Annotated in this window: 24 protein-coding genes and 1 pseudogene; 6 read left to right on the top strand and 19 right to left on the bottom strand. The window is 63.6% G+C overall.

The genetic code is table 11. From position 1 onward, the window contains the following. Window positions 1-26: 26 nt before the first annotated feature. Window positions 27-1,439 carry an FAD-binding oxidoreductase gene (locus HS968_RS04340; protein WP_182370314.1) on the top strand — a complete coding sequence of 471 codons (1,413 nt, stop codon included), beginning with the start codon at window positions 27-29 and terminating at the stop codon, window positions 1,437-1,439. Between the two features lie 18 nt (window positions 1,440-1,457). Here the strand turns inward: HS968_RS04340 and HS968_RS04335 are convergent, their stop codons facing one another. The 6 genes from HS968_RS04335 to HS968_RS04310 all read right to left on the bottom strand — a co-directional run bounded on the left by HS968_RS04335 (window position 1,458) and on the right by HS968_RS04310 (window position 6,726). Then, on the bottom strand, window positions 1,458-2,636 hold the full coding sequence (locus HS968_RS04335; RefSeq protein ID WP_182370313.1) for a PLP-dependent transferase: 1,179 nt from the start codon (window positions 2,634-2,636) through the stop codon (window positions 1,458-1,460). 15 nt (window positions 2,637-2,651) lie between these two features. Beyond that, the gene (locus tag HS968_RS04330; RefSeq protein WP_017361410.1) at window positions 2,652-3,386 is read right to left on the bottom strand and encodes an amino acid ABC transporter ATP-binding protein; all 735 of its coding nucleotides are present in this window, start codon (window positions 3,384-3,386) and stop codon (window positions 2,652-2,654) included. Window positions 3,387-3,398: 12 nt separating this feature from the next. Continuing rightward, window positions 3,399-4,091 (bottom strand): amino acid ABC transporter permease, encoded by a 693-nt coding sequence (locus HS968_RS04325; protein WP_106738781.1) that lies wholly within the window; start codon window positions 4,089-4,091, stop codon window positions 3,399-3,401. A 2-nt stretch (window positions 4,092-4,093) separates the two neighbouring features. Further along, window positions 4,094-4,831 (bottom strand): amino acid ABC transporter permease, encoded by a 738-nt coding sequence (locus HS968_RS04320; RefSeq protein WP_106738780.1) that lies wholly within the window; start codon window positions 4,829-4,831, stop codon window positions 4,094-4,096. Window positions 4,832-4,900: 69 nt separating this feature from the next. Next, window positions 4,901-5,800 (bottom strand): transporter substrate-binding domain-containing protein, encoded by a 900-nt coding sequence (locus tag HS968_RS04315; RefSeq protein WP_182370312.1) that lies wholly within the window; start codon window positions 5,798-5,800, stop codon window positions 4,901-4,903. A gap of 239 nt (window positions 5,801-6,039) precedes the next feature. Beyond that, window positions 6,040-6,726, bottom strand: coding sequence for a GntR family transcriptional regulator (locus HS968_RS04310; RefSeq protein WP_182370310.1), 687 nt, complete (start codon window positions 6,724-6,726; stop codon window positions 6,040-6,042). Window positions 6,727-6,912: 186 nt separating this feature from the next. Between HS968_RS04310 and HS968_RS04305 the strand changes: the two genes are divergently transcribed. Then, window positions 6,913-8,037 (top strand): methyltransferase, encoded by a 1,125-nt coding sequence (locus tag HS968_RS04305; protein ID WP_182370309.1) that lies wholly within the window; start codon window positions 6,913-6,915, stop codon window positions 8,035-8,037. Between the two features lie 13 nt (window positions 8,038-8,050). Here the strand turns inward: HS968_RS04305 and HS968_RS04300 are convergent, their stop codons facing one another. From HS968_RS04300 to HS968_RS04260, 9 genes are all read right to left on the bottom strand, one after another. Further along, a complete protein-coding gene (locus tag HS968_RS04300; protein ID WP_182370308.1) occupies window positions 8,051-9,370 on the bottom strand; it encodes a TldD/PmbA family protein in 1,320 nt (439 codons plus the stop codon). Continuing rightward, a complete protein-coding gene (locus HS968_RS04295) occupies window positions 9,370-10,812 on the bottom strand; it encodes a TldD/PmbA family protein (protein WP_182370307.1) in 1,443 nt (480 codons plus the stop codon). Before HS968_RS04295 ends, HS968_RS04300 begins: the two co-directional genes overlap by 1 nt. Window positions 10,813-10,905: 93 nt before the next feature. Further along, window positions 10,906-13,308 (bottom strand): TonB-dependent receptor, encoded by a 2,403-nt coding sequence (locus tag HS968_RS04290; RefSeq protein ID WP_182370306.1) that lies wholly within the window; start codon window positions 13,306-13,308, stop codon window positions 10,906-10,908. Window positions 13,309-13,456: 148 nt separating this feature from the next. Then, window positions 13,457-14,374: a FecR family protein gene (locus HS968_RS04285; RefSeq protein WP_182370305.1), complete on the bottom strand. Its 918-nt coding sequence runs from the start codon at window positions 14,372-14,374 to the stop codon at window positions 13,457-13,459. Then, complete coding sequence (locus HS968_RS04280; RefSeq protein WP_182370304.1) at window positions 14,371-14,874, bottom strand: RNA polymerase sigma factor; 504 nt, start codon at window positions 14,872-14,874, stop codon at window positions 14,371-14,373. Before HS968_RS04280 ends, HS968_RS04285 begins: the two co-directional genes overlap by 4 nt. Before the next feature lie 111 nt (window positions 14,875-14,985). Further along, window positions 14,986-15,135: a DUF2474 domain-containing protein gene (locus tag HS968_RS04275; protein ID WP_179625205.1), complete on the bottom strand. Its 150-nt coding sequence runs from the start codon at window positions 15,133-15,135 to the stop codon at window positions 14,986-14,988. A gap of 10 nt (window positions 15,136-15,145) precedes the next feature. After that, a complete protein-coding gene (gene cydB / locus HS968_RS04270) occupies window positions 15,146-16,153 on the bottom strand; it encodes a cytochrome d ubiquinol oxidase subunit II (protein ID WP_179623852.1) in 1,008 nt (335 codons plus the stop codon). A gap of 2 nt (window positions 16,154-16,155) precedes the next feature. Next, a complete protein-coding gene (locus HS968_RS04265; RefSeq protein WP_119691894.1) occupies window positions 16,156-17,595 on the bottom strand; it encodes a cytochrome ubiquinol oxidase subunit I in 1,440 nt (479 codons plus the stop codon). A gap of 375 nt (window positions 17,596-17,970) precedes the next feature. Further along, the gene (locus tag HS968_RS04260; protein ID WP_182370303.1) at window positions 17,971-19,248 is read right to left on the bottom strand and encodes an acetyl-CoA C-acetyltransferase; all 1,278 of its coding nucleotides are present in this window, start codon (window positions 19,246-19,248) and stop codon (window positions 17,971-17,973) included. 230 nt (window positions 19,249-19,478) lie between these two features. Here HS968_RS04260 and HS968_RS04255 point away from each other — a divergent pair, with 230 nt between their 5' ends. Further along, window positions 19,479-20,834, top strand: coding sequence for a 3-oxoacyl-ACP reductase (locus tag HS968_RS04255; protein ID WP_182370302.1), 1,356 nt, complete (start codon window positions 19,479-19,481; stop codon window positions 20,832-20,834). A 53-nt stretch (window positions 20,835-20,887) separates the two neighbouring features. Here HS968_RS04255 and HS968_RS04250 read toward each other — a convergent pair. Next, window positions 20,888-21,006, bottom strand: a pseudogene (locus HS968_RS04250) (AraC family transcriptional regulator); the annotation flags it as partial. A 359-nt stretch (window positions 21,007-21,365) separates the two neighbouring features. Here HS968_RS04250 and trmA point away from each other — a divergent pair. Further along, window positions 21,366-22,454 carry a tRNA (uridine(54)-C5)-methyltransferase TrmA gene (gene trmA / locus HS968_RS04245; protein WP_182370301.1) on the top strand — a complete coding sequence of 363 codons (1,089 nt, stop codon included), beginning with the start codon at window positions 21,366-21,368 and terminating at the stop codon, window positions 22,452-22,454. A 96-nt stretch (window positions 22,455-22,550) separates the two neighbouring features. Here the strand turns inward: trmA and HS968_RS04240 are convergent, their stop codons facing one another. Beyond that, on the bottom strand, window positions 22,551-22,934 hold the full coding sequence (locus HS968_RS04240) for a DUF4345 family protein (RefSeq protein ID WP_182370300.1): 384 nt from the start codon (window positions 22,932-22,934) through the stop codon (window positions 22,551-22,553). A gap of 129 nt (window positions 22,935-23,063) precedes the next feature. Here HS968_RS04240 and HS968_RS04235 point away from each other — a divergent pair, with 129 nt between their 5' ends. Continuing rightward, window positions 23,064-23,498: a DUF411 domain-containing protein gene (locus HS968_RS04235; protein ID WP_106737168.1), complete on the top strand. Its 435-nt coding sequence runs from the start codon at window positions 23,064-23,066 to the stop codon at window positions 23,496-23,498. Window positions 23,499-23,551: 53 nt separating this feature from the next. Continuing rightward, window positions 23,552-24,412: a KPN_02809 family neutral zinc metallopeptidase gene (gene ypfJ, locus HS968_RS04230; protein WP_182370299.1), complete on the top strand. Its 861-nt coding sequence runs from the start codon at window positions 23,552-23,554 to the stop codon at window positions 24,410-24,412. Window positions 24,413-24,783: 371 nt separating this feature from the next. Here the strand turns inward: ypfJ and HS968_RS04225 are convergent, their stop codons facing one another. Together HS968_RS04225 and tesB are read right to left on the bottom strand one after the other, a co-directional pair. Then, on the bottom strand, window positions 24,784-25,374 hold the full coding sequence (locus HS968_RS04225; RefSeq protein WP_182370298.1) for an HAD family hydrolase: 591 nt from the start codon (window positions 25,372-25,374) through the stop codon (window positions 24,784-24,786). Further along, complete coding sequence (gene tesB / locus HS968_RS04220) at window positions 25,371-26,240, bottom strand: acyl-CoA thioesterase II (protein WP_119691902.1); 870 nt, start codon at window positions 26,238-26,240, stop codon at window positions 25,371-25,373. The genes HS968_RS04225 and tesB overlap by 4 nt, the downstream gene beginning before the upstream one ends. Window positions 26,241-26,262: the final 22 nt, after the last annotated feature.

The raw sequence follows: 26,262 nt of genomic DNA, 5'->3' as shown, positions 1-26,262 counted from the left end.
GACCTGATAACAACAAGGAACCCGCAATGACCCTTCACGTACCACTCGCTCCGCGCCGCGAACTGCCGGCCGCCTTCAGCGCCGCCCTCATCGAACTGCTCGGCGAACGCTTCAGCACCGCCGCCGCCGTGCGCGAGCACCACGGCCGCGACGAATCGCTGTACGACCCGATGCCGCCGGATGCCGTGGCCTTCGCCAGCAGCCAGGACGAGATCGTCGCCATCCTCCGCCAGTGCCACGAACACCGTGTGCCGGTGATTCCCTATGGCAGCGGCTCGTCGCTGGAAGGCCATCTGCTGGCCGTGCATGGCGGCCTGAGCCTGGACGTGTCGCAGATGGATCAGGTGCTGGAGTTCCGCCCCGAAGACATGAGCATCACCGTACAACCGGGCATCACCCGCAAGGCGCTCAACGAATACCTGCGCGCCAGCGGCCTGTTCTTCCCCATCGACCCCGGCGCCGACGCCAGCATCGGCGGCATGTGCGCCACCCGCGCCTCGGGCACCAATGCCGTGCGCTACGGCACCATGCGCGAGAACGTGCTCGGCCTGACCGCCGTGCTGGCCGACGGCCGCGTGCTGAAGGCCGGTTCGCTGGCGAAGAAGTCCTCCGCTGGCTACGACCTGGCGCGGCTGATGGTCGGCAGCGAAGGCACCCTGGGCGTGATCAGCGAGATCACCCTCAAACTGCACCCGCAGCCGGAAGCCATTTCCGCTGCCGTGTGCAGCTTCGCCTCTGTGCAAGGCGCGGTGCAGACGGTGATCGAAACCATCCAGATGGGTATTCCGGTGGCCCGCGCCGAACTGGTCGATGCCCTGGCCATCAGCGCCCTGAATCGCTACTTCAAGCTGGAGCTGAACGAAGCGCCGACGCTGTTCCTGGAATTCCACGGCAACGAGGCAAGCGTCGCCGAGCAGGCGCAGAGCGTGCAGGAGCTGGCCGACGGCAACGGTGGCAGCGGCTTCCAGTGGGCGACCCAGCAGGAGGAACGCAACAAGCTGTGGAGCGCCCGGCACAACGCGCTGTTCGCTTTCCTGCAGCTCAAGCCAGGCTGCCGCTCGTCATCCACCGATGTCTGCGTGCCGCTGTCGCGCCTGGCCGAGTGCGTGCTCGGCGCGCAGGACGACCTGGCCAGCTCGAGCCTGATAGCCCCGGTGTTTGGCCATGTCGGTGACGGCAATTTCCACGTCTGCCTGCTGCTTGACCCGAACGACGCTGCCGAAGTGGCCGAGTCGGAACGGCTCAATCGCCTGATCGTCGAGCGCGCGCTGGCCGCCGGTGGCACCTGCACCGGCGAGCACGGCATCGGCCTGCACAAGATCGACTACCTGCTGGAGGAACACGGTGAGGTGGCCATCGACGTGATGCGTGCGATCAAGCAGGCGCTCGATCCGCACAACCTGATGAATCCCGGCAAGATCTTCCGCTCGGTGGCGTGACCACCGAGCGCCGCTAACTCAGGCGACGGACATGCGGCCGTCGACCTCGCGACGCAGTGCAGCAGCCAGCCAACGAGCGATGTTGTCCACCTGCTCGTCCTGGCCCTGGGCAACGATGAACTGGGTGCCGACACGCAGGGCATAGGCGCCCGGCGTGGTCGGGTCGTTGCAGGTACCGACCAGAATGCCTTCCTGCTCCAGCGCCTTGATCGTCGCCGGAGCATCCAGCGCATTGCTCATCGGCACCAGCACCTGATGGGTGAACACCTCGCCCGGGTTCGGCGCGATCACCGCCACGTTCAGTTCACGCAACACCCTGGCGAAGGTCTGGCTGGCCGCGCAGACTCGCCGTGCATAGGCGCCGCCATCGGCTTCGGCCTGCTGCAGGGTGACCAGGAAGGACGGCAACTTGCCGGCGTCGTAGTTGGCCAGCAACGCGCGGTCGATGAAGCGCGCCAGGCGCTCGCCATCTTCGGCATGACGACCGGCGATCAGGCTGTGCGGGCGACCCGGCAGGGTCTTGTAGGTGGAACTGGTGAGGATATCGACGCCCAGCTCCAATGGGTTGGGGAAGGTGCCGCCGGCGATCAGCCCGGACACGTGCGAAGCGTCGAAAATGGTTTTTGCCCCCACTTCGCGAGCGGCAGCGACCACCGGCTCGATGTCGTCGGGGGTGATGATCACCGAGCGACCGAGCATCACCAGCGACGGGCGCAGCGTGTGCACCAGTTCGGCAGCGGCCTGGGCATCCAGTCGGCAGGCGCGGGTATCGAAAGGCAGATCGGCCACGCGCAGCCCGGCCAGTTCCGGCGTGCCGCCGCGGCGCTGACTGAGATGCCCGCCATGGGCCGCCGCCGGCGCCAGCAGCAGGTCACCCGGCCGGCTGAAGGCGTGGAACACCGCCAGGTTGGCGATGGTGCAACTGGGCAGCCGTGGCTCGGCCCAAGCGGCGCTGAACAGGCTGCAGATGCGCTCGCGCACGGCCACTTCGAGGCCAGAGACCAGATCGGTATCGGGCTGTTCCTTGGCGTAGCTCGGCCCCATCGCCGGGTAGGCGCTCAGCTCGACACTGTAGGCCTGCTGGGCCTCTTCGCTGGGCAGGTTGGCACCGGCATACAGCACCACACGACCGTCACGCAGGGCTGCGCCGCGCGCAGCCGCCATCGCCAGCAATTGCTGTTCGTTGGGCATTTCCATGATTTTCGTCCGGCGTTAGTGAGAGAGAATTTTCGACAGGAACTGCTGGGCACGATCGGAGCGGGCGTTGATGTCGCCGAAGAATTCCTCCTTCGGGCAGTCTTCGACGATCTGTCCGGCGTCCATGAAGATCACCCGGTCGGCGACCTTGCGCGCGAAGCCCATCTCATGGGTCACACACATCATGGTCATGCCTTCGTGGGCGAGCTGCACCATGACGTCGAGCACTTCATTGACCATCTCCGGATCGAGCGCCGAGGTCGGTTCATCGAACAGCATCACCACCGGATCCATCGCCAGCGCACGGGCGATGGCCACGCGCTGTTGCTGGCCGCCGGAGAGCTGGCCCGGATGCTTGTGCGCATGCTCCTTGAGGCCGACGCGTTCGAGCAGTTGTAGGCCCTTCTTCTCGGCCTCGGCCTTGCTGCGACCGAGCACCTTGATCTGCGCCAGCATCAGGTTCTCCATGATCGACAGGTGCGGAAACAGCTCGAAGTGCTGGAACACCATGCCGACGCGCGAACGCAGCTTGGGCAGATTGGTGTCCTTGGCCGTGACGCTGATGCCATCGACGGTGATTTCACCGCTGTCGATGGGCTCCAGCGCGTTGACCGTCTTGATCAAGGTGGACTTGCCGGAACCGGAAGGCCCGCACACCACCACCACCTCGCCCTTGGCAACGGTGGTCGAGCAGTGCGTCAGTACCTGGAACGAACCGTAGGATTTACAGACATCGCTGATCGTAATCATGACGAAGGGCCCTTAACGAATGATGGCGACGCGCTTTTGCAGGCGGCGTACGGCATAGGAGGCGAGCAGGGAGATCACGAAGTAGACGAGCGCGGCGAAGACGTACATCTCCAGCAGGCGACCGTCACGCTGGGCGATCTTCGCCGCGGCGCCGAGGAAGTCGGTGATCGAGAGGATGTAGACCAGCGAGGTGTCCTGAAACAGCACGATGGTCTGCGTGAGCATCAGCGGCAGCATGTTGCGCAGCGCCTGCGGCAGCACCACGTAGAACAGGCCCTGGCGATTGGTCAGGCCCAGCGCCATCGACGCCTGGGTCTGGCCCTTGGGCAGCGACTGGATACCGGAGCGGATGATCTCGCAGAAGTAGCAGGCCTCGAACAGGGTGAAGGTGATCACCGACGACCAGAACGGGTCGATGCGCACCGGACGCGGAGCACCGGTGATCCACTGCACCACGAAGGGCACCATGAAGTAGAACCAGAAGATCACCAACACCAGCGGCAGCGAACGCAGCAGGTTGACGTAGCCGCCGGCGAACATCGACAGCGCGCGATAGCGCGACAGGCGCATGATCGCCAGCAACGAGCCGAAGAAGATGCCGCCAATGGTGGCGAACAGCGTGAGCGTCAGGGTGAAGCTCATGCCGGTGTAGAACAGATAGGGGAGCGAGTCGACCACCACTCCCAGGTCGAAACTGCCAAACATGTTCAGCTCTCCTTCCGCAGGCCGTAGCCCGGCACAGCGGCCTTGCGCTCGACGGCGCGCATGGCGAAGACGATGATCAGGTTGAGCACCAGATACAGGGTGGTTGCCGCCGTGAAGGCCTCGAAAGTCTGGAAGCTGTTTTCCTGCATCGCACGGGCGCTGCCGGTCAGCTCCATCAGGCCGATGGCCAGGGCAACCGAGGTGTTCTTGGTGCAACTGAGGAATTCGGAGGTGATGGCCGGCACCACGATGCGGTAGGCCATCGGCAACAGCACATAACGGTAGGTCTGCACCAGCGTCAGGCCCATGGCCAGCCCGGCCATGCGTTGCCCACGGGACAGACTCTCGAGCCCGGCACGCACCACTTCGGCCATACGCGCGGCGTGGTAGCAACCCAGGCAGATCACCGCCGTGTAGAACGCAGAATTCGGCAACTGCTTGAACCAGCGCCCCAGATCGGGCGGCAGCAGTTCCGGCAGCACGAAGTACCAGAGGAACATCTGCACCAGCAGCGGAATGTTGCGAAACAGCTCGACGAAGCCGGTGCCCAGCGCGCGCATCCAGGCCAGCGGCGAAGTTCGTGCGACACCCACCAGCGAGCCGAGTACGATGGCGATGGTGAAGGCGCCGATGGCCGTGGCGACCGTCCAGCAGGCCCCCCAGATCAGCGTCATCAAATAGGTATTGGTGCCATCGAGCGAGGGCTCGAAAAAGATCCACCAGTTCCAGTTGTAGCTCATGGCCTAGCCCATCCAGTGCATGTCATTGCCCGGTCGGCGCAGCGCACCGACCGGGTTGGTGTCGCTCGATCAGCGGTACAGCTCGGGATCCGCTTCGTCGGTCGGCTGGGCGATGACTTTCTTCAGTTGACTGGACATCGGAAAGTTCATGTTGATGCCGCGTGGCGGAATCGCCTGAACGAACCACTTGTCGTAGATGGCGTTGATTTCGCCGCTGGCGTACAGCTCGTCGAGGGTGGCGTTGACCACTTCCTTGAAGGCCTCGTCGTCGCGACGCAGCATGATGCCGTACGGCTCGACCGACAGCGGCTCGGCGGACATGACGAAGTCATCCGGGTTCTTCGAGGTGGCGGCAGCACCGGCAATCGACACGTCGTCGAAGATCAGCGCCACGGCGCGCTCGGTCTGCAGGGTCAGCATGCCTTCGGCCAGATCCTTGACGCTCAACACATTGAGGCCGAGGTTCTGCGCGGCGTTGATCTCACTGATGACCTTGACGCTGGTGGTGCCGGCCAGGGTGACCACGGTCTTGCCCTTGGCATCGGCCATGGTCTCGATCGGTGCACTCTTCTTGGAGAGGATGCGCACGCCGGCCACGAAATAGGTGTTGGAGAAGCTCACCTGACGCTGACGCTCGGCGTTGTTGGTGGTGGTACCGCACTCCATGTCGATGGTGCCGTTGGCCAGCAGCGGCATGCGCGTGGCACCAGTAACCGGCAGATAGCTGACCTTCAGCTCCGGCTCGTCCAGCTTGAGCTTGATGGCCTCGACGACTTTCGCGCACAGATCCATGGCATAGCCAATCGGACGCTGCTGATCGTCGTAGTAGGAGAACGGTACCGCGCCATCACGGTGACCGACGCTGATCTCCCCCAGCTCGGCAATCTTCGCCAGTGTGCCTTCCTGTGCCGACACTCCCGCTGCTGCGAACATCAGCATCATCGACGAAGCCGCAAGAATCTTCTTCATGGTTTTGCCCCCTGTTTTGTTATCGCGCAACGACTCCCTTTCATGGGGGCCGGCGTGCCCTAGCAAGCATCGCCAGGTCACTCTGCGGGACTGCAATCGGCATCGTCAACAAAAAAGAATAATAAATAATGAATTCATTTTAATTGCACGAAGTTGGGGCGATTTTCCGAGGCGATGCTCGTTATTGGACGCAGACTCTCTGAAGATTTGAACGATGAAACCAGCAGGGCAACGCGCCGCTAGCCTGGCTGTGTACTGACGAGTTCGTCGATGGAATGGCGCACCGTGCGCGCGGTGTTCATCACGTGCTGACGCATGATCTTGGCGAGCTGACTGGCATCACGTGCCTTCAGGGCCTGGAGGATTTTCTCGTGATCGCTGACGGCCTCTTTCCAGTCCCCCGGCGCCTGACGCACGGTATGCCGGATATTGCGAATGCGCAGTTCGAGATTGCGGTACAGCGCCAGCAGCGAGGCATTGTCGGCCGCCTCGAAAATGGCGAAGTGGATGGCGCGATTGAGCCGTGAGTACTCCATTGCACGTGACGCCTGATAGGCCTCGATCATGTCCTCGTGCATCTGCCGAATAGCGTCGAACTGTGCCTCGCTGATCTTCTCGCAAGCCATTTCACCGGCCAGCGCCTCGATGCTGGCGATGATCGGAAACAGCTCCTGCAATTCCTCGTCGGTGATGGTGACCACCCGCGCGCCACGCTGCGGCAGCAATTCGATCATGCCTTCGGCCGCCAGCGCCTTGAGCGCTTCGCGCAGCGGCGTGCGGGAGATCTCGAAGCGCTCGCACAGCGCCTTCTCCGGAATTTTCTGCCCCGGCTCCAGCTCACCGCTGACGATCAACTCACGCAGGTGATCGACGATCTCGCTGTGCAGCGTCCGGCGGCGAATCGGTTTTGCTTCAGAAACGCTCAATCTTGTCTCTCGCTCATGCTCTCAAATGCCTGGAGGCGCATAACCTGCCAGGCCAACGAGTGAGACTTAGCCATCGGCGCTCGCACTTGTCCAGCAGCACATGTAAGCGCATCCACGAATGTTGGGGTGCGAGGACGCCAGCAGCTATGATGCGCCAGCTCCAGACGCCTCCGGAAACTGCCTGCCATGCCGCAACTCGTTACCCCCTTCGCCGACCTCGACCTGATTCGCCAGCCGGAGCAGCAGAATGAACCGCTGCAGGCCTTCGACGCGGCCGACGAATACCTGTTGAGCCATCTGCACGAGCAGGGCATCGGGCCAGAGCACCGGGTGCTGCTGCTCAACGACGGCTTCGGCGCCCTCGCCTGCTCGCTGGCCACTCACTGCCAGGTGACCAGCAGTGGCGATTCGCACCTGGGCCATCTGGCGTTGCAGAAAAACCTGGCGCGCAATGGCCTGGCGGCCGAGGCAGTGCGCTTCGTGCCGGCCAGCGAAACGGCGCAAGGGCCATTCGACTGGGTGCTGATCCGCGTGCCCAAGACCCTGGCGCTGCTGGAGGAGCAATTGATTCGCCTGCATGGCCAGTTGGCGCCTGACGCCCGCGTGGTGGCCGGGGCGATGATCAAGCACCTGCCACGCGCCGCTGGCGACCTCCTGGAAAAGTACATTGGCCCGGTTCAGGCCTCGCTGGCGGTAAAGAAAGCCCGCCTGCTGACGGCTACAGCACAGACGAAAGCAGCACCGGTATCGCCCTACCCCACCCGCTATACGCTTGATAAACCCGCGATCGAACTGATCAACCACGCCAACGTGTTCTGCCGCGATGGCCTGGATATCGGCACCCGCGCCTTCCTCCCGCACCTGCCACGCCACCTCGGCCGCATCCGCGTCGCCGATCTCGGTTGCGGCAACGGCGTACTGGGTATCGCCTACGCCCTGGGCAGCCCGCAGGCGGAGCTGACCCTGGTGGACGAGTCGTACATGGCCGTGCAATCGGCGCGCGAAAACTGGCAGGCAGCCCTCGGCGAACGCGCCGTTGAGATTCGCGCCGGCGACGGCCTGGCCGAGCAAGCCGCCGACTCGCTGGATCTGGTGCTGTGCAATCCACCGTTTCACCAGCAGCAGGTGGTCGGCGACTTCCTCGCCTGGCGCATGTTCCAGCAGGCCCGCGCCGCGCTGGTCACCGGCGGCGAGCTGTGGATCGTCGGTAACCGCCACCTGGGCTATCACGCCAAGCTCAAGCGCCTGTTCCGCGGCGTCGAGCAGGTGGCTGCAACGCCGAAGTTCGTGGTGCTCAAGGCGAGCAAATAACGCGGCGAACGATCTACAGGGTCAGGGTGAACCGCGAAAGCAACGCCCCGGGCAGTGCCATCGAGCCCGTCTGCCTGGAACCGTAGGTGCCACCGGGCAGCAGCAGTTCGGGCTCGCGGGTCAGGGCTTCGAGTTGCGGGCCGAGGAAGTCGAACAGCGAGTCATCGAAGCGCATCGTGTTTACCGGCGCCTGGATCTGTCCGTCTTCTACCCAGAAGGTGGCGAAACGGGTCATCCCGGTCAGGCGGCCAGCCGGCAGGTCGGAGAAGTTGCCGTACCACAAGTTGCCGATATACAGGCCCGTACCGAGCCGTTGCAGCACGTCCTGCTCGTTCAACTCGCCGCCGTGCATGCGCAGGGACAAGGGGTATTCACCACTGCAGGCGCCATTGGCGATCAGCCCATACTCGGCGGCGCTACGTGAGCTGACCAGGCGTTCACCAGCTCGCCCCTGGCTGATCAGGCGCAGCGGCTGACGCGGCCCTTCAGGGGTGAAGGCCGGCGCCAGACCGCCTTCGATACGCTCCTCCATCGTCACCTGCCAGCTGAGCTCGGCCTTGCCATTGAACAGCCGTTGCAGCGGACTGCCGCGGGAGGCCAGAGCCTGGGCGCCGAAGCCCCAACAGAACAGGCTGACCAGTTCCTCCAGCGCAGCCGGAGCCAGATAGGCGCGATAGGTGCCCGGCTGCAATGCCTTGGCCGGACGGCCAAGGAACTCCAGCTGTTGCCGCGCGACATCCAACTTGCGGGCGAACGCCTGCACATCCCACTGCTCGCCGGCATAGGCGCTCTTCACGGCCTGGCCGTTGCCATGGAACAGGCTGAATTCGAGGTTGAAACTGCGCGCGGCGTACCAGCCGAACGCGCCCCAGGAACTAGCGAAGCCCTGATACTGTGGCCCGACAGCGAGAAAGCCGACCAGATCCAGGCCACAGCCCGCACTGACGATCTGCTCGGCCATGGCCGCAGCATCCAGCGGCTCGCCTGCGGCAGCCAGCTCGCTACGCCAGGCCTCGCAGTTCAGGCGCAGATAAGGATCGTCACCGAGCGTCGGCAGGATCAGTCGCAAACGCTGCAAGCTCTGCTGCACGCGCGTCAGGTCTTCTTCGGGCACACCACTGAGCGCCAGCTTGCTCTCGGCATGACGCTGGCCCTGGTACAGCGACAGCGTGGCGTAGACCTGCTGCACCTGTCCGGCCTGGCGTACCTGACCCTGATTGAAACGGATGAAACTGGACACCTCGGCCGTGTAGGCCAGAGTGAATCCTTCCTCGCCACCGACCTGCCCCTGCAGGTAAGCCAACAACTCGCTGAAATGCTGACGTGCGTCCATCAGGCTGCCCCTCCGAATACGTCGATATCGGCGAATACGCAGGCCGGCGAGGCATGCCCCACACGAATCACCTGATTGGGCTCACCCTTACCGCAGTAAGGCGTGCCCAATATCTCGAAGGTACTGGCGTCGCCCACCGCCCGCAGATTGCGCCAGAACTGAGCGGAAATGCCGCGGTAGTTGGGGTTCTTCACCACGCCCTTGAGTTCACCATTCTCGATCAGTTGCCCCCACTCGCAGCCGAACTGGAATTTGTTGCGCGCATCGTCGATCGACCAGGAGCGGTTGTTGCTCATCAGGATGCCGTGCTCGATACCCCCGACCAGCTCGGCCAAACTCTGCTCGCCCGGTTCAAGGTTGAGGTTGGCCATACGATCGATGGGCGGCCGGTTCCAGCTGCATGCGCGGCTGTTGGCCACACCCGCCAGGCCGCTGCGCCATTGCGACAGCGCACCGCCAAGCGGACGCTGGAGGATGCCATCGCGGATCAGTAGCTGGCGTTCGGCCTGCGTGCCGTCATCGTCATGGCGATAGCTGGACAACTCTCCCGGCATACCCGGATCGAAACTGACGTTGAGCAGCGGCGAGCCATAGCGGTAATGGCCAAAATCCTCCTGTCGAATGAAGCTGGTACCAGCGAAATTGCGCTCGTCACCCAGGATGCGATCCAGCTCCAGCGGGTGACCGATGGACTCGTGAATCTGCAGGATCATCTGATCGGGCATCAGCAGCAGGTCGCGTGACCCGTTCGGTGTGTTGGGCGCCAGCAGCAGTTGCAGCGCCTCATCGGCAATACGTGCGGCGCTGCCGATCACCCCCAATTGCTGCAGAACCTCAGCGCCGCCCTGGCGCGCCATATGGCTGCCACCGAAACTGCGGCTCTGACTGTCATGCTCGTCGCTGGCGGTGACACCAACCTGCGGGAAAACGTAGCGCTGGGCACGACGCAATCGCGCGCCGGCGCTGTTGAGGTAGATCTGCTCGTGACAGGTGAAGGTCAGCCTGACATGGCTGTCCACCAGACGCGCGTCACGGGGAATCAGCGCCGACTCCGCCATCAGCAGCTCGAACCAGTACGCGGCGCTCGCCAGCGGCTGTCCGTATCCGGGCATCACATCATCGCTCTGCTCGGTGGGCTGCGGCAGGCTGCCGAGATCCAGCAGATTATGTCCAGCCAGGGCTCGGGCCATCTGTTCGGCCCGCTCCAACGCCGCCTGCAGGCCGGCCTGGCTGAGATCGCTGGTCGCCGCATAAGCCTCGACGCCGGCGATGCGCACGCTGAGCATGGCACCGGCATCGTCGACGAAGGACGGTGCCTGCGCGACCCGCCGGCGCACCCAGTAGGACTCCCGACTTTCCTGCACATGGCGCAGCGACCAGAAATCAGCGCTGCTTTTCAGCGCGGCAAAGCGGTGTTGCAGGGTATCGCTGAGGGCGAACATCGGGCCTCCTCGGCATGCGGCAAAGGAGGTCAGTATGAAAACAATCGCGCGGACGGATCAACCGCTGGTCTGCCAAGGCAGGCCCTTTCCAGCTCAGAAGTCGACCGTTGCCGAAACCTTGAAGGTGCGCGGCGCACCCTGGGTCAGGTAGCCGCCATTGGCCGATGCCCAGTAGCTCTCATCGGCAACGTTCTCCACCAGCGCATTGAAGGTCACGGCGCGACCGTCCAGACGGGTCTTGTAGCGAGCGCCCAGGTCAACGCGAGTCCAGGCGGGAATGCTGTATTCGTTGGTAACCTCGGTGTACTGACCACCGGTGCGCAGCAGCAAGCCATTCAGGCTCAGGCCAGATACACCCGGCACATCCCAGTCGGCGCCCAAATTGAACTGGAACTCCGGCACACCTACCGCACGGTTACCATCATTGGCGCCCTTGGCAGTATCACGCTGCTCGGTATCGGTCCAGGTCACACCGCCCAGTAGGCGCAGCCCATCGAATGGTTCGCCGAACAGACTCAGTTCGATGCCTTGGTTGCGCTGCTCACCATCCATCCCGAAGTAGCCATCACCGCCAGTCACGCCTTGTGGCTGTTCGATACGGAACAGGCTCAAGTTGCCGCCAAAGCGGCCCCAATCGAGCTTCGCACCCACCTCGGTCTGCTTGGAGCGATAGGGAGCAAGCATGACGCCATTGTTACGCGCCGCAGTTGGTGCAGTCGGCCCCTGCTGCAAGGATTCGACACGGTTGGCATAAAGCGACAGGTATTCGGTGGGCTTTATCACCAGGCCATAAGCCGGGGTGGTGATGCTCTCGTCGTAACCTGGCGCCCGAACCCCGGTGTCAGCTGCCCAGGAATCAGCCACGATGCTCTGCCGGCGCAACCCTACGGTCAACAGCACCCGGTCATCAACAAAGCCCAAGGTGTCAGACAGTGCCAGGCTCTTGTTCTGCACCTTGGCCGTGGTGCGCGGATCATGCATGTCGCCGTATGTCTGGGAGACAATCGGCTGAGGGCTCGGCGTATCGTCATAGAGGTTGCCGTAGCCACGATCAGCAGCCCTCGTGGACTCATAAGCGTTACGCTTTTCCTGCCAGATACCGCTAGCCGCCAGGTTGAACTGATGGCTGATAGGCCCGCTCATGAACTGCCCACGCAACCCACTGGTGACACTCGATGACTCCTGATCCAAGGGCGAGTAAAGACGGCCGATCCGCGACTCGCCATTGGAGCCATAGACGTTGTGCGACGAGTAGAGGCCATTCTCGCGGGTGTACTTGCTACCGGCGATCAGATAGGCGGTCCAGGATGACGACAGATCATATTCGGCACTGAACATGCCGTAAGTGTCTTCGAGCTGCGACCAGCTCCACGGCTGCGCCGAGTTGTACTTGGAATCCGGTGCCCTGGGTACCTTGCCGCCCAGGGTATTACCCGTAACAGTGGTAGACAGATGCACCACCGAGCGCCCCTCGTTGACCCGCTGCTTCTGGTAACCGAGATCGGCTGCCAGGCGCAGGCGATCACCGCGGTAATCCAGATTCACCGTGGCCAGATGAAAGCGTGTTTGCTCACGCTCAATCGCTGTCTCGCCCTCGCGCTGGGCCAGATTCACGCGCACACCGAAACGGTTGTCCTCGCCAAAGCGCTGGCCGATGTCCAGGTGACCACCGATACGGCTCTGGTTGGCAAAGTCCATGGTGAAACGACGCGTGGGGATGTCCTCGGCGCGCTTGGAGACGACGTTAATCGCCCCACCGACGCCACTGCCACTGGGAGACACGCCGTTGAGGAAGGCGTTGGCGCCCTTGAACACCTCGACGCGCTCGACCGCCTCGGTGGAGATGATCTGCCGAGGCAGCATGCCGTACAGGCCGTTGAAAGCGATGTCGTCGCTGTAAAGCTGGAATCCGCGCACGACGAAGACCTGGGAAAAATTGCCGAAGCCGAACGACTGGCGCACACCCGGATCGCTGGCCAGCACGTCGGCCAGGGTCTGTGCCTGGCGTGCTTCGATCAGTTCGCTGGTGTAGCTGGAAAAAGCGAAGGGAGTGTCCTGCATGTCCTGATTGCCCAGCACACCCATGCGCCCGCCGCGTGCCACCTGGCCGCCGGCGTAGGTGCTGGGCAGGTCGCGACGGCCATCGAGCTGACCGCTGACGGTGGTAGCGCCCAATTCCAGTGCATCGCTGCTGTCATGGCGCGGAATCAGGGTGACGGTGCCGTCGGCGCCGACGCTGAAGGTCAGTCCGCTGCCCTGCAACAACTGCTTTAATCCCTCGCTGACGGAATAGTCGCCCTTCAACGTGCTGCTGCCACCAACGCCACGGGTCAGGTTGGCGTCGTACAGCAGACGGATACCGGCCTGCTCGGCAAAATCAGTGAGCGCCGAATCCAGGGATTGGGCCGGAATGTCGAGTTCGACGGCCTGCACCTGCGCGGCAGCAAGGCCGAGGGAAAGCGCGATCAACGTCGGGAAGAAGGGAATCAAACGCATGCTGATGTCCTGTGCTCTGCTGGCTATTCATGCGAAGAAGTCGCATTTGCAGAAACAGAAGACGAAGGTGATGGGTATTCCTGAACCAATGCTGCAAATATTTTTGAAAAGATTCTCGTAGCCCTAATGCAATCGGGAAACGGCGTGGTCAGCCTTCCGCGGACACCAGCAGCACACCCGGCAAGCGGGTCAGTTTGACTGGCAAAGCGGTTTCGATAGCACGTAGTACGGCCTGTGGATCATTCAGGGCGAATACCCCGGTGACTTTCAGCTCACGCGCCGTGGCATCGAGAAACAGCACCCTCTGCGCCTGCTGGCGTTGCAGCTCTTCGAACACTTCGGGTAGTGGTCGGTCACGGAATACCAGGCGGCCACGCTGCCAGGCCAGAGCCCTGGCTGCATCCAAAGCTTGTAGCTCCTGCAGATGCCCTGCCCGCCAGGCAATCTGCTGCCCCGCCTGTACCGCTCGCTCGGTACCTTCGGCATCGCTGACCTGCACATGCCCTTCGCTCACTGCCAGCAATACCTGATCGCCCAGCAAGTTGACGTCGAAGCGCGTACCGGTGACGCGAATGCGCGCATCACCGGCTTCGATGATGAACGGATGGCTCGCATCAGCTGCCACCTGAAAATCCGCCTGCCCACGATACAGGCGCACTCGGCGCACGCCGTCGACGTTGGCGTCCCAATCCAGCGATGTCGCGCCGTTGAGCTGCAGCAACGAGCCATCTTCGAGCATCACCTCACGGATTTCACCGGCCTCAGTGCGTACATCGGCATGCCAACCCGGCGGCGCCATCCACAGGGCAAGCAGCAGGCAAGCTGCGGTTGCCAGGGGCAGCGGCCAGCGCCGCACGCGACGCGGCAGTGGCTGCACCACGGCAGCCGGTCGCTCGACCTGGCCGAGCAGCGTCCACAGACGTTCCACCTCGGCCAATGCGCTGGCGTGCTCGGGACTGGCCTGGCGCCAGCGCTCGGCAGCCTCACGCTCGGCCGTGCTGGCACGTCCGGAATTCAGCAGCACCAGCCATTCCCGGGCCTGGCTGCGCAGGTCTGGCTCATTCATGGCTGGTCATCCATGCGTTCCTGGCAATATTCGAGGGCCTTGAGGATATAGCGTCCGGCCATACTTTCCGAGACGCCGAGACGCTCACCGATCTCGCGCTGGGTCAGACCGTCCAGGCGGTTCCATAGCAGCGCCTGGCGCAGGTGCTCGGGTAACTCGTGCATCAGCGCCTGCAGGCGAGCCAGGCGGCGGCTGTCTTCGGTGGCGCGTTCGGGGTCGGGGAGTTCGCTTTCCAGCGCCTCGTCGAGCGAGGTCAGTTGCGGACGAATCTGCTGCTGACGGTGGTGGTCGATGAGCAGGTTGCGTGCGATGCGGTAGAGAAAGGCGCGCACGTTGCCGATCTCCTCGATCTGACGTCCTTGCAGGCGCAGCCAGGTTTCCTGACGCAGGTCAGCGGCGAGTTCGCTGCAACGTGTCTGCCGGGTGAAGAAACGCAACAGCTCCGACGAGTGACGTCGGAACAGCTCTTCGGGAGGCTGTGGATCGACAGGCAGGGACACGAGCGGCTCTCGGTGCCGGGAAAGCACGAGAAAATAGTACAACCGCAAATGATTTTCAAATATATCCACTCGACCATGCCGGTCGAGTGGAAGTCGGCTGGAGCGTCGTGCTCAGCTCGGCGTACCCAACCCCGCCGCGCTCATGAACAGGCGCAACAGCCAGGCCACCACGCCCAGGGCCGTCACGCTGCAGGCCCAGATCAACACCAGCCAGCCCAGGCGCTGCCACAACGGCTTTTTCTCTTGCTCGACCTTGGTCATGTCGCGACCCTCAGTGGTAGCCATCATCCTGAGTGACCTTGCCACGGAACACGTAGTAGCTCCAGGCGGTGTACATCAGGATGAAGGGGATGATGAACAGCGCACCGACCAGCATGAAGCCCTGGCTCTGCGGTGGCGCAGCAGCGTCCCAGATGCTGATCGACGGCGGGATGACGTTTGGCCACAGGCTGATGCCCAGGCCGCTGTAACCGAGGAAGATCAGCGCCAGGGTGAGCAGGAACGGTGAGTAGTTGGCGTTGTTGGCCACAGCCCGCAGCAGTGCCCAGGTGCACAGCAGCACCAGAACCGGAACCGGCATGAACCAGAACAGGTTGGGCAGGCTGAACCAGCGCTCGGCGATGTCCGGATGCGCAAGCGGCGTCCACAGGCTGACGATGCCGGTCACGGCCAGTACCACGAAGATCAGCGGTCGACCGAGGTCATGCATCTGCTGCTGCAGACGGCCTTCGGTCTTCATGATCAGCCAGGTGCAACCGAGCAATGCATAGGCTGCGATCAGCGCCAGACCGCAGAACACCGAGAACGGCGTCAGCCAGTCGAAGGCGCCGCCGGCAAATCGGCGGTTCACCACTTCGAAACCATCGATATACGCCCCCAGTGCGACACCCTGAAAAAAGGTCGCGGTCAGCGAGCCACCGATGAACGCCTTGTCCCACAGGTGACGCTTGTGCGCCTTGGCCTTGAAGCGGAACTCGAAGGCCACGCCACGGAAGATCAGCCCCAGCAGCATCAGGATCAGCGGCAGGTATAGCGCATCGAGCACCACCGCATAGGCCAGCGGGAAGGCGCCGAACAGCGCCGCACCGCCAAGCACCAGCCAGGTTTCGTTACCGTCCCAGACCGGCGCCACGGTGTTCATCATCACATCGCGCTCGCCTTCGTCCTTGACGAAGGGAAAGAGAATGCCGATGCCCAGGTCGAAGCCGTCCATCACCACGTACATCATCACGCCGAAGGCAATGATCACCGCCCAGATCAGCGAAAGATCGATACCCATGCTCAGTTCCTCCCTTCCAGCGTATCGGTTTCGCCATCGTCCAGGCCCTCTTCGGCCGCGGACAGTGGCCGCGCCGGAGTACGCGCCTGACCCGGCCCGCCCTGCGAGGTTTCCTTGCCTTCGTCGATCTTCGGCCCCTTGCGCACCAGGCGCAGCATGTAGCCGATACCGGCGCCGAACAGGGCGAAATAGACCACCACGAACAGCGCCAGGGTAATGCCTAGCTGCGTCGCGCTATGGCCGGAGGATGCATCGGCGGTGCGCATCAGCCCGTGAATGATCCACGGTTGGCGACCGATCTCGGTGGTGTACCAGCCAGCCAGAATGGCGATGATCCCGGACGGGCCCATCCACAACACCAGATGCAGGAAAGGTCGGTAGGTATAAAGCCGGTCACCCCGACGCAGCCAGGTACTCCACAGGCCGACGAAGATCATCATCAAACCCATGGCGACCATCACGCGGAAGGTCCAGAAGACGATGGTGGAATTGGCGCGATCTTCCGGTGGGAAGTCCTTGAGCGCCGGCACCTGCTTATCAAGGCTGTGGGTCAGGATCAGGCTGCCGAGTGCCGGGATCTCCACCTTGAAGCGGGTTTCCTCGCGCTGCATGTCTGGCCAGCCGAAGAGGATCAGCGGCGTCGGCTCGTCACCGACGTTCTCCCAGTGTCCCTCGATCGCGGCGATCTTGGCCGGCTGGTACTTGAGCGTATTGAGGCCATGCAGGTCACCGATGAACGCCTGGATAGGCGCCACCAGCAGCGCCATCCACAGCGCCATCGAGAGCATCTTGCGGATCGCCGGGTTGTCGCGCCCGCGCAGCAGGTGCCAGGCTGCCGACGCGCCGACGAAGAAGGCGGTGGCGAGGAACGCCGCCGTGGCCATGTGCGCCAGGCGATAAGGGAACGACGGGTTGAACACCACGGCGAACCAGTCCACCGGGATCACCCGGCCGTCGACGATCTCGAAGCCCTGCGGCGTGTGCATCCAGCTGTTGGACGCGAGAATCCAGAAAGTCGAGATCAGCGTGCCGATGGCCACCATCACCGTGGAGAAGAAGTGCAGGCCCGGCCCGACGCGGTTCCAGCCGAACAGCATGACACCAAGGAAACCCGCTTCGAGGAAGAAGGCGGTGAGTACCTCGTAGGTCAGCAGCGGTCCTGTGACCGCTCCGGCAAAGTCGGAGAAGGCGCTCCAGTTGGTACCGAACTGATAGGCCATGACCAGGCCGGAGACCACGCCCATGCCGAAGTTGACCGCGAAGATCTTCGACCAGAAGTGGTAGAGATCACGGTATAGGGTGTTTCCGGTCTTCAGCCACAACCCTTCGAGCACGGCCAGGTAGCTGGCAAGACCGATGGTGATGGCCGGAAAGACAATGTGGAAGGAAATGGTGAAGGCAAACTGGATTCGGGCGAGATCAAGCGCCTCTAGGCCGAACATGTCACATCCTCATTCAGGGTTATCTCGGCCCGTGCACGCAAAGCCGATCCATAGACTCCAGGTGTTGGAGTCAAACGAGCTGAAATTGTTCTTATGAAGTGAGCCGCAGCCGAACGGCTGCCAGGTGAAACGTGAAATGCCGCATTGATCTGGATCAATGTGCAGTAGAAGACTAGCCGCTAAAGGCACAACTGGCGCTGTGGTGATTTGCCGCGCGACAGGCCACCGCAGCGTGGCACGGCATCGAGCGTGAGCACGCCCGGCACGGCAGGAAGGCGGCCCAAAAAAAGAGCGGCCACGCATCACGCGGGCCGCTCGAATCACGGAGTTGCTTACATCGAGTAGTCGCGATGACTTGCGACCACCCGTATTGGATTACCGTTCGAGGATCGCGGTCACACCCTGACCACCTGCAGCGCAGATGGAAATCAGGCCGCGCCCCTCGCCTGCCACCGAAAGCAGCTTGGCCAGGTTGGCGACAATGCGTCCGCCAGTGGCCGCGAACGGGTGGCCTGCGGCGAGCGAACTGCCCTTGACGTTCATCTTGCTGCGGTCGATGGAGCCCAGCGCACTCTCAAGCCCCAGGCGCTCCTTGCAGTAGTCGGCGTCCTCCCAGGCCTTGAGCGTGCACAACACCTGGGCGGCGAAGGCCTCGTGGATCTCGTAGTAGTCGAAATCCTGCAAGGTCAGGCCGTTGCGCGCCAGCAGACGGGGTACGGCGTACACCGGCGCCATCAGCAAGCCTTCCTTGCCCTGGACGAAATCCACCGCGGCCGCCTCGCCATCGCGCAGGTAGGCCAGCACCGGCAGACCGCGCGCCTTGGCCCATTCCTCGCTGGCCAGCAGCACCACCGAGGCACCATCGGTCAGCGGTGTGGAGTTGGCCGCAGTCATTGTGCCGCGCGGCCCACGCTCGAAGCAGGGTTTGAGCGTGGCGAGCTTCTCCGCGCTGATGTCCGGGCGCAGATTCTGGTCGCGGGTCAGGCCAAGGAATGGTGTCAGCAGGTCATCGTGCCAGCCTTCGGCATAGGCCGCTGCCAGCTTCTGGTGACTGGCCAGGGCCAGCTGATCCTGCTCGTCACGCGGGATGGCCCAGCGCTGCGCCATCAGTTCGCAGTGCTCGCCCATCGACAGCCCGGTGCGCGGCTCGCCATTGCGCGGAATGTGCGGCGCCAGGTGACGCGGGCGAATCTTCAGCAGGCTCTTGATCTTGTCACCGGTGCTCTTGCCGCGATTGGCCTCCAGCAGAATCTGCCGCAGCCCCTCGTTGACGCCGATGGGCGCATCCGAGGTGGTGTCGACGCCACCCGCGATGCCGCAGTCGATCTGCCCGAGGGCGATCTTGTTGGCCACCAGAATCGCTGCCTCCAGCCCGGTGCCGCAGGCCTGCTGCAGATCGTAGGCCGGCGTTTCCGGCGCCAGGCGCGAACCCAGCACGCACTCGCGAGTCAGGTTGAAGTCCCGCGAATGCTTGAGTACCGCACCGGCCACCACCTCACCGAGGCGCTCGCCATGCAGGTTGAAGCGCTCCACCAAGCCTTCGAGGGCGCTGGTCAGCATCTCCTGGTTGCTCGCCCTAGCGTAGACGGTATTGGAACGGGCGAACGGAATACGGTTGCCGCCTACGATGGCGACCCGGCGCAACTGGGCCATGAGGACTCCTTGCTGGTCGAGAGAGCTGAAAACCAACGACGAACTACTGCCCGTCAACCGGCTCCTAGATATATGAGACATACACTTTAGCCTTCTGGCCGCACAGGCTAAACCTCAAACAGCCGCGAACATTGGCCGCCTTGCCGGCGCGTGAGGCAACAGAGTCAATTGCGCTTTGCCGACTGCCGCGTACAGTGACACGACTTTCGATTCGCCCGCAGGAGCCTTTCATGTCCGACCGTTACCTCGCCTTCGCCAACTCGTCTACCGGCCGTCGCCTGGTCGGAGCCCTCGGCCTGCCGGCGCCGCTGCGCCTGGAACGCTGGATGGCCGGCCGGGTCAGGCCGGTGGATGGCGCTCTGCTGCTGGGCGGCGAGGGTGAGCTGCTCAAGGCCGTGCAACCCTTCGCCAGCAAGCTTACCGATCAGCTATTCGCCGCCCGGGATGGTCAACTCGACCTGCCACGCTGGACGGCCGAGCATGGCCCCAAGCTCAAGGCCCTGGTCTTCGATGCCAGCCACCTGACCCGTTTCGAACAGTTGATCGAGCTGCGCGATTTCTTCCAGCCTGCCTTCAAGGGCCTGGACAAGTGTCCTCGTGTGGTCGTTCTAGGGCGTGCCCCGGAGTCATTGAAAGACCCCATCGCCGCCAGCGTGCAGCGCTCGCTGGAAGGTTTCACCCGTTCGCTGGGCAAGGAGATTCGCCGTGGTGGCAGCGTGCAGCTGCTCTATGTCGGCAAGGGCGGTGATCAGCAACTGGAAGGCGCGCTGCGCTTCTTCCTCTCGCCGAAAAGCGCCTATGTCTCCGGCCAGGTGCTGCGTCTCGGTGCCTGCGGCGAACAGGTCAAGGACTGGACGCGCCCATTGGCCGGCAAGAAAGCGCTGGTCACCGGTGCCTCGCGCGGTATCGGCGCGTCCATCGCCGAAGTCCTCGCCCGTGACGGCGCCGAGGTGGTGCTGCTCGACGTGCCGCCCGCTGCCGATGCCTTGCAAGCCCTGGCCGCGCGCCTGGGTGGACGTGCCGTGACCCTGGACATCTGCGCCGAGGATGCGCCGCAGCGCCTGATCGAAGCCCTGCCTGATGGCCTCGACATCGTCGTGCACAACGCCGGCATCACCCGCGACAAGACCCTGGCGAAGATGAGCGATGCGTTCTGGAATTCGGTGATCGACGTCAACCTCAAGGCCCCGCAGGTACTGACGCAGGCGCTGCTGGATGCCGACAAGCTGCACGACAACGGCCGTGTGGTGCTGATCGCTTCGATCAGCGGCATTGCCGGCAACATGGGCCAGACCAACTATGCGACGAGCAAGGCCGGCGTGATCGGCCTGGCTCAAGCCTGGGCACCAGCCCTGGCAAAGAAAGGCATCAGCATCAACGCCGTGGCGCCGGGTTTCATCGAAACCCAGATGACAGCGGCCATACCGCTGGGCATCCGCGAGGCCGGCCGGCGCATGAACTCGATGAGCCAGGGCGGCCTGCCGCAGGACGTCGCCGAGGCCGTGGCCTGGTTCGCCCAGCCCGGTTCGGGCGCAGTGACCGCGCAGTACCTGCGCGTATGTGGACAAAGCCTGCTGGGTGCCTGAGGCAGCGGAGCTGGTGGGCTAAAGCGGAACGCCGCCCGGCCCACCGAATCGGCTCACGCCTTACCGCGTTTGCGAAACTCCACCGGTGTTTCCCCTACCCAGCGTTTGAGGTGCTCGGCTCGGAGAAGTCGGTGCGCTCGACGATCACCTCGATGCGCTCGTCGGTCTTGAGTTGCTCGTAGGACGGATCGGGGCGCCGGCCGCTCGTAGCTAAGCGGACAGTCCGCCAAACCACGCTGCCCTGAAAATGCGAAATGGCGTACTGCTTCGCGAGTACGCCCTTCCGCGCTGGCCATTGGTGGGCTGAAGCCCACCCTACGCCGCTGAAGCCACCCTACGCGGCGCCCGATCATGTAGGGCGGGCCTTCAGCCCACATTCGCGCCAGTCATTCCTTTTTATCGTTCTCACGCTCTGCGTGGGAGCACCTCACCGGACGCTTCGCACGCCACCTCATCAATGATCGAGATCCCGGCACTCGGGCCACGGAATCGCTACAATAGCGCCCCGTTTTCCTGCCCCATGAGTGACCGATGAGCCGCCCCGCATTCGACCCCGCCAGCTACGACGCCCAACTCGCCGAGAAGAAGGCCCGCCTGGTCGAATTGCTGGCGCCCTTCTCGGCTCCGGAGCCAGAGGTTTTCGACTCGCCGCGTGAGCACTACCGCCTGCGCGCCGAGTTTCGCCTGTGGCGTGAGGACGGCCAGCGTCACTACGCGATGTTCGCCCCTGGCGACAAACACACGCCGATTCTGATCGACGACTTCCCCATCGCCAGCCTGCGTATCAACGAACTGATGCCGCGCCTGCGCGCCGCCTGGCAGGCCAGCGAGACGCTGTCGTTCAAGTTGTTCCAGGTTGAATTCCTCACCACCCTGACCGGCGATGCGCTGATCACCCTGGCTTACCACCGGCCACTGGACGCCGCCTGGCAAGCCGAGGCCGAGCGCCTGGCCGCCGAGCTGAACGTCAGCCTGGTCGGCCGCTCACGTGGCCAGCGCCTGGTAATCGGCCGTGATTATGTCGAAGAGGAGTTGATCGTGGCCGGGCGTAGCTTTCGCTACCGCCAGCCGGAAGGCGCCTTTACCCAGCCCAACGGCGCGGTGTGCCAGAAGATGCTCGGCTGGGCCTACGACGTACTGGGCCAGCGCAACGACGACCTGCTGGAGCTGTACTGCGGCAACGGCAACTTCACCGTGCCGCTGGCCACCCGTGTACGCAAGGTGCTCGCCACCGAGATCAGCAAGACCTCGGTCAACGCCGCCCTGGCCAACCTGGCCGATAACGCTGTGAACAACGTCGAACTGGTGCGCCTGTCCGCCGAAGAGCTGACCCAGGCGCTCAACGAGGTGCGCCCGTTCCGCCGCCTGGCCGGTATCGACCTGAAAAGCTACGAATTCGGCAGCGTCTTCGTCGACCCGCCACGCGCCGGCATGGATCCGGACACCTGCGAGCTGACTCGACGCTTCGAACGCATCCTGTATATCTCCTGCAACCCGGAAACCCTGGCCGCCAACATCGCCCAGCTCGATGACACCCATAAGGTCACGCGTTGCGCACTGTTCGACCAGTTCCCCTACACCCATCACATGGAATCGGGTGTTTTGCTGGAAAGGCGCTAAGCTGCCGCTCGCCGTGGCCTGGATGCAATCAGTGAACTGGATGACGCAGAATCCCCCGGATTGCATCCGGGCTACGATCTGCAGGGGTACGCGGCGCTAGCGTGCGAGCCCGCGTAACGCCCACCAGGCCAGCACGGCCGACATCACCTCAAGCAGCAGCGCATAAAGATTGAAGGTCTGCTGCGCCCCGCCATCCAGCCACAGTCCGGCGATACGTGCCAAGGCCAGCGCGGCATACAGCAACACCACCAGCATCAGCGCCGGGCGCAGCAGATCCAGGCGCGTCAAGGCCATCGCCAGATAAGCCGCCAGCCCCAGTTGCAGGCCGCCGTAGTAGGCGCGAACCTCGGTCACGGCGGCACTCCCCATCAGCAGGGCGCCACTGAAACTGGCCATTTCCTCAGGGCGAATGAAATAGGCCAGCCCCAGCAGACTCAGCGCCGCGATCTGGATCAGCAGAACGATTCGGGCAAACAGCATCGGCAAGCTCCTTGGCATAATCGGTTGCAGGCAGAATAGGCCGCCACTGGTCGCGGCGCATAGTCGCAACAGCTTGGGTCATATGCATCCTGGCGCTATGCTGGCGCACCCTTTTTCAGGAGTCCTGTCATGCGCCACTCGCTGCTCGCCCTCTGCCTCTTCACCAGCCTGGCCCAGGCCAGCGAAGCGCTGACCATCGACGTCCACCGCGACGCCAACTGCGGCTGCTGCAAGGCCTGGATCAGCCATCTGCAGGACAACGGCTTTACCGTCAACGACCATGTCGAAGCCGACATGAGCGCGGTCAAACAGCGCCTTGGCGTGCCGCCACGCCTGGCCTCCTGCCATACCGGGGTGATCGACGGCAAATTCGTCGAGGGCCATGTACCGGCCGCCGACATTCTCAAGTTGCGTGAACGCCCCGATCTGCTCGGCGCGGCGGTGCCTGGCATGCCCATGGGCTCGCCCGGCATGGAATACGGTGACCGCGTCGATGCCTATCAGGTGATTGGTCTGGATCGTGAGCGCCAGGATCAGGTGCTGGCCGACTATCCCGGCAACTGATCGCCACCATCGCGCAGCTACACTGCACAGAAATCAATCCAGGGAGTGAGGCCATGCGCTGGCAACGCGGCAGACGCAGTGACAACGTGGTGGATGCGCGCGGCCGTTCGGGCAGGCGCGTCAGCGGCGGCCTGAGCCTGGCCGGAGTGGCGGTGATCGTCATCGTCGGCCTGCTGATGGGCCAGGATCCCTTGCAGATTCTCGGCCAGATCGCCGGCCAGGCCACCCAGCCGCAGGTCAGTCAGACACAGAGCGCACCACCGGCCAACGATCAACAGAGCGAGTTCGTCCGCGCCATCCTTGGTGACACCGAAGACACCTGGCGCGAGCTGTTCCAGCAGGCCGGCCAGCAATATCGCGACCCGAAACTGGTGCTGTTCTCGGATGGCGTCAACTCGGCCTGCGGCTTCGCCAGCTCGGCCGTCGGCCCCTTCTATTGCCCCGGCGACCAGCGCGTATACCTCGACATGGCGTTCTTCCGCGAGATGGAACAGCGCTTTTCGGCAGCCGGCGACTTCGCCCAGGCTTACGTGATCGCCCATGAAGTAGGCCACCACGTACAGACGCTGCTCGGCGTCTCGGCCAAGGTCAACGCCGCGCGTCAGCGGGGCGAGCGGGTCGAAGGCGACGGAGGCCTGCTGGTACGCCAGGAACTACAGGCCGACTGCCTGGCAGGCGTCTGGGCGCATCACGCTCAACGCCGCCACAACTGGCTGGAAGCTGGTGATCTAGAAGAAGCGTTGAACGCAGCCAGCGCCATCGGTGACGACCGTTTGCAGAAACAGGCCCGTGGTCAGGTGGTGCCGGACGCCTTCACCCACGGCACTTCAGAGCAGCGCGTACGCTGGTTCAAGAACGGATTCGAGAACGGCCAACCCGGGCGTTGCGATACCTTCAAGGCAACTCGGTTGTAACCGTAGGGCGGGGCGGGACACCGAGCAATTCGCCTTCCCCCCCCACGGCGTACTGCCTACGGCGAGTACGCCCTACAGAAGCGTCAGCAGTTCTCCACAATTGCGCGCATGCAGCTCGATCAGTAGGACGGATCGGAACACCGAGCAATCGTAGGGCGGATTCAGGAGCGAAGCGAACAATCCGCCAACTCCCCACGGCGTACTGCCTGCGGCGAGTACGCCCTACAGAAGCGCCAGCAGTTCTCCACAATTGCGCGCATGCAGCTCGATCAGTGGGACGGATCGGAACACCGAGCAATCGTAGGGCGGATTCAGGAGCGAAGCGAACAATCCGCCTCCCCCCACGGCGTACTGCCTGCGGCGAGTACGCCCTACAGAAGCGTCAGCAGTTCCCCGCAATCGCGCGCATGCAGCGCGGTCAGCTCCGGCCAGGGGTTGTCCGGCAGGTTGACCAGCACGCCACGTGCGCCAGCGGCCTGAGCGCATTCCAGATCGAAGCGATAATCACCGACCATCACCAGTTCCTGCGGCGTTACCGCCCAGCGTTCAGCCAGATGCAACAGGCCGCCCGGATGCGGCTTGGGCGGCGCTTCGTCACGGCCGAGAATGTCAGCGCTGGCGAAACAGTCATCCAGCCCGATGGCTTGTAGCGTCAGCAGCGCCAACTCATGCGCATTGCGCGTGAGGATGCCGAGCTGGCAACCCCGCCCGCAAAGCGCACGCACCAGCTCGATGGCGCCCGGCGCCGGACGTGAGGCTAGCGCCAGTTCGCGCTCGTGCTCCAGCAGCCAGGCGTGCTTCTGCGCGGCCTCTTCGGCCGGCAGCGCTGCCAGGTGATGGAGGATGTCGTCCTCCTGGGGAATGCCCAGTACGCGCTTGATCGCCGGGAAGTCATGCACCGCCAGGGTCAGGGTGCCGTCCATGTCGAACACCCAGTGACGCGCGTCGCGCAATGCGTTCACTTCCAGTCCTCACGCACGCGGGTCAGGCCTTCCTGAGCGACCGAGGCCACCAGTTCACCCTGGCGGTTGTAGATGCTGGCACGGGAGAAGCCGCGCGCATTACCGGCCCAGGGGCTGTCCATGGCGTACAGCAACCAGTCGTCCATGCGCAGGTTGCGATGGAACCACAGCGAATGGTCGAGGCTGGCCACCTGCATGAACTTCTGGAACACCGACACGCCATGGGGCTGCATCGAGGTGGTCAGCAGGTTGAAGTCGCTGGCATAGGCCAGCAGGTACTTGTGCAGTTGCGGGTCGTCCGGCAGGTCGCCGGCAGCGCGGAACCACACGTACTTCACTGGCTCGCAGGGTTGCGGGGCGAAGGGGTTGATCAGGGTCACCGGGCGGATCTCGATCGGCTTGTCGCTGATCGCGCGTTCACGCAGTCGCTCGGGAATCATCGGCGCGACCATGCGCGCCAGCTCGGTTTCCGACTTCAGGTTCTCGGGGCCGGGCACGTCCGGCATCTGGCTCTGGTGATGGAAACCTTCCTCGTCGTATTGGAACGAGGCGCTGCAGAAGAAGATCGGCTGACCTTTCTGTACCGCCACCACGCGGCGGGTGCTGAAGCTGCCGCCATCACGGGTACGCTCTACCTGATAGACCACCGGCAGGCTGGCGTCGCCAGGGCGCAGGAAATAGCCGTGCATGGAGTGCACGTGACGCTCGGCGGCAACTGTCTGGCTGGCGGCGGAGATGCATTGGCCGAGCACCTGGCCACCGAACAGCTGGCGGAAGCCCAGATCCTGGCTGCGACCACGGAACAGGTTTTCCTCGATCTGCTCCAGGCTGAGCAGCGCGACCAGATCGTCGAGTACCTGGGTCATGAAGTCTCTCCTCGTGCAGGGG

The organism is Pseudomonas berkeleyensis (assembly GCF_014109765.1).
Lineage (GTDB): Bacteria > Pseudomonadota > Gammaproteobacteria > Pseudomonadales > Pseudomonadaceae > Aquipseudomonas > Aquipseudomonas berkeleyensis.
This window is presented reverse-complemented; position numbering and strand designations above follow the sequence as displayed.

Excerpts from the sequence above, each read along its gene's own strand:
- HS968_RS04340 (WP_182370314.1), top strand. The coding sequence starts at position 27 with ATGACCCTTCACGTACCACTCGCTCCGCGCCGCGAACTGCCGGCCGCC.
- HS968_RS04335 (WP_182370313.1), bottom strand. The coding sequence starts at position 2,636 with ATGGAAATGCCCAACGAACAGCAATTGCTGGCGATGGCGGCTGCGCGC.
- HS968_RS04330 (WP_017361410.1), bottom strand. The coding sequence starts at position 3,386 with ATGATTACGATCAGCGATGTCTGTAAATCCTACGGTTCGTTCCAGGTA.
- HS968_RS04325 (WP_106738781.1), bottom strand. The coding sequence starts at position 4,091 with ATGTTTGGCAGTTTCGACCTGGGAGTGGTGGTCGACTCGCTCCCCTAT.
- HS968_RS04320 (WP_106738780.1), bottom strand. The coding sequence starts at position 4,831 with ATGAGCTACAACTGGAACTGGTGGATCTTTTTCGAGCCCTCGCTCGAT.
- HS968_RS04315 (WP_182370312.1), bottom strand. The coding sequence starts at position 5,800 with ATGAAGAAGATTCTTGCGGCTTCGTCGATGATGCTGATGTTCGCAGCA.
- HS968_RS04305 (WP_182370309.1), top strand. The coding sequence starts at position 6,913 with ATGCCGCAACTCGTTACCCCCTTCGCCGACCTCGACCTGATTCGCCAG.
- HS968_RS04300 (WP_182370308.1), bottom strand. The coding sequence starts at position 9,370 with ATGGACGCACGTCAGCATTTCAGCGAGTTGTTGGCTTACCTGCAGGGG.
- HS968_RS04295 (WP_182370307.1), bottom strand. The coding sequence starts at position 10,812 with ATGTTCGCCCTCAGCGATACCCTGCAACACCGCTTTGCCGCGCTGAAA.
- HS968_RS04290 (WP_182370306.1), bottom strand. The coding sequence starts at position 13,308 with ATGCGTTTGATTCCCTTCTTCCCGACGTTGATCGCGCTTTCCCTCGGC.
- HS968_RS04285 (WP_182370305.1), bottom strand. The coding sequence starts at position 14,374 with ATGAATGAGCCAGACCTGCGCAGCCAGGCCCGGGAATGGCTGGTGCTG.
- HS968_RS04275 (WP_179625205.1), bottom strand. The coding sequence starts at position 15,135 with ATGACCAAGGTCGAGCAAGAGAAAAAGCCGTTGTGGCAGCGCCTGGGC.
- cydB (WP_179623852.1), bottom strand. The coding sequence starts at position 16,153 with ATGGGTATCGATCTTTCGCTGATCTGGGCGGTGATCATTGCCTTCGGC.
- HS968_RS04265 (WP_119691894.1), bottom strand. The coding sequence starts at position 17,595 with ATGTTCGGCCTAGAGGCGCTTGATCTCGCCCGAATCCAGTTTGCCTTC.
- HS968_RS04260 (WP_182370303.1), bottom strand. The coding sequence starts at position 19,248 with ATGGCCCAGTTGCGCCGGGTCGCCATCGTAGGCGGCAACCGTATTCCG.
- HS968_RS04255 (WP_182370302.1), top strand. The coding sequence starts at position 19,479 with ATGTCCGACCGTTACCTCGCCTTCGCCAACTCGTCTACCGGCCGTCGC.
- trmA (WP_182370301.1), top strand. The coding sequence starts at position 21,366 with ATGAGCCGCCCCGCATTCGACCCCGCCAGCTACGACGCCCAACTCGCC.
- HS968_RS04240 (WP_182370300.1), bottom strand. The coding sequence starts at position 22,934 with ATGCTGTTTGCCCGAATCGTTCTGCTGATCCAGATCGCGGCGCTGAGT.
- HS968_RS04235 (WP_106737168.1), top strand. The coding sequence starts at position 23,064 with ATGCGCCACTCGCTGCTCGCCCTCTGCCTCTTCACCAGCCTGGCCCAG.
- ypfJ (WP_182370299.1), top strand. The coding sequence starts at position 23,552 with ATGCGCTGGCAACGCGGCAGACGCAGTGACAACGTGGTGGATGCGCGC.
- tesB (WP_119691902.1), bottom strand. The coding sequence starts at position 26,240 with ATGACCCAGGTACTCGACGATCTGGTCGCGCTGCTCAGCCTGGAGCAG.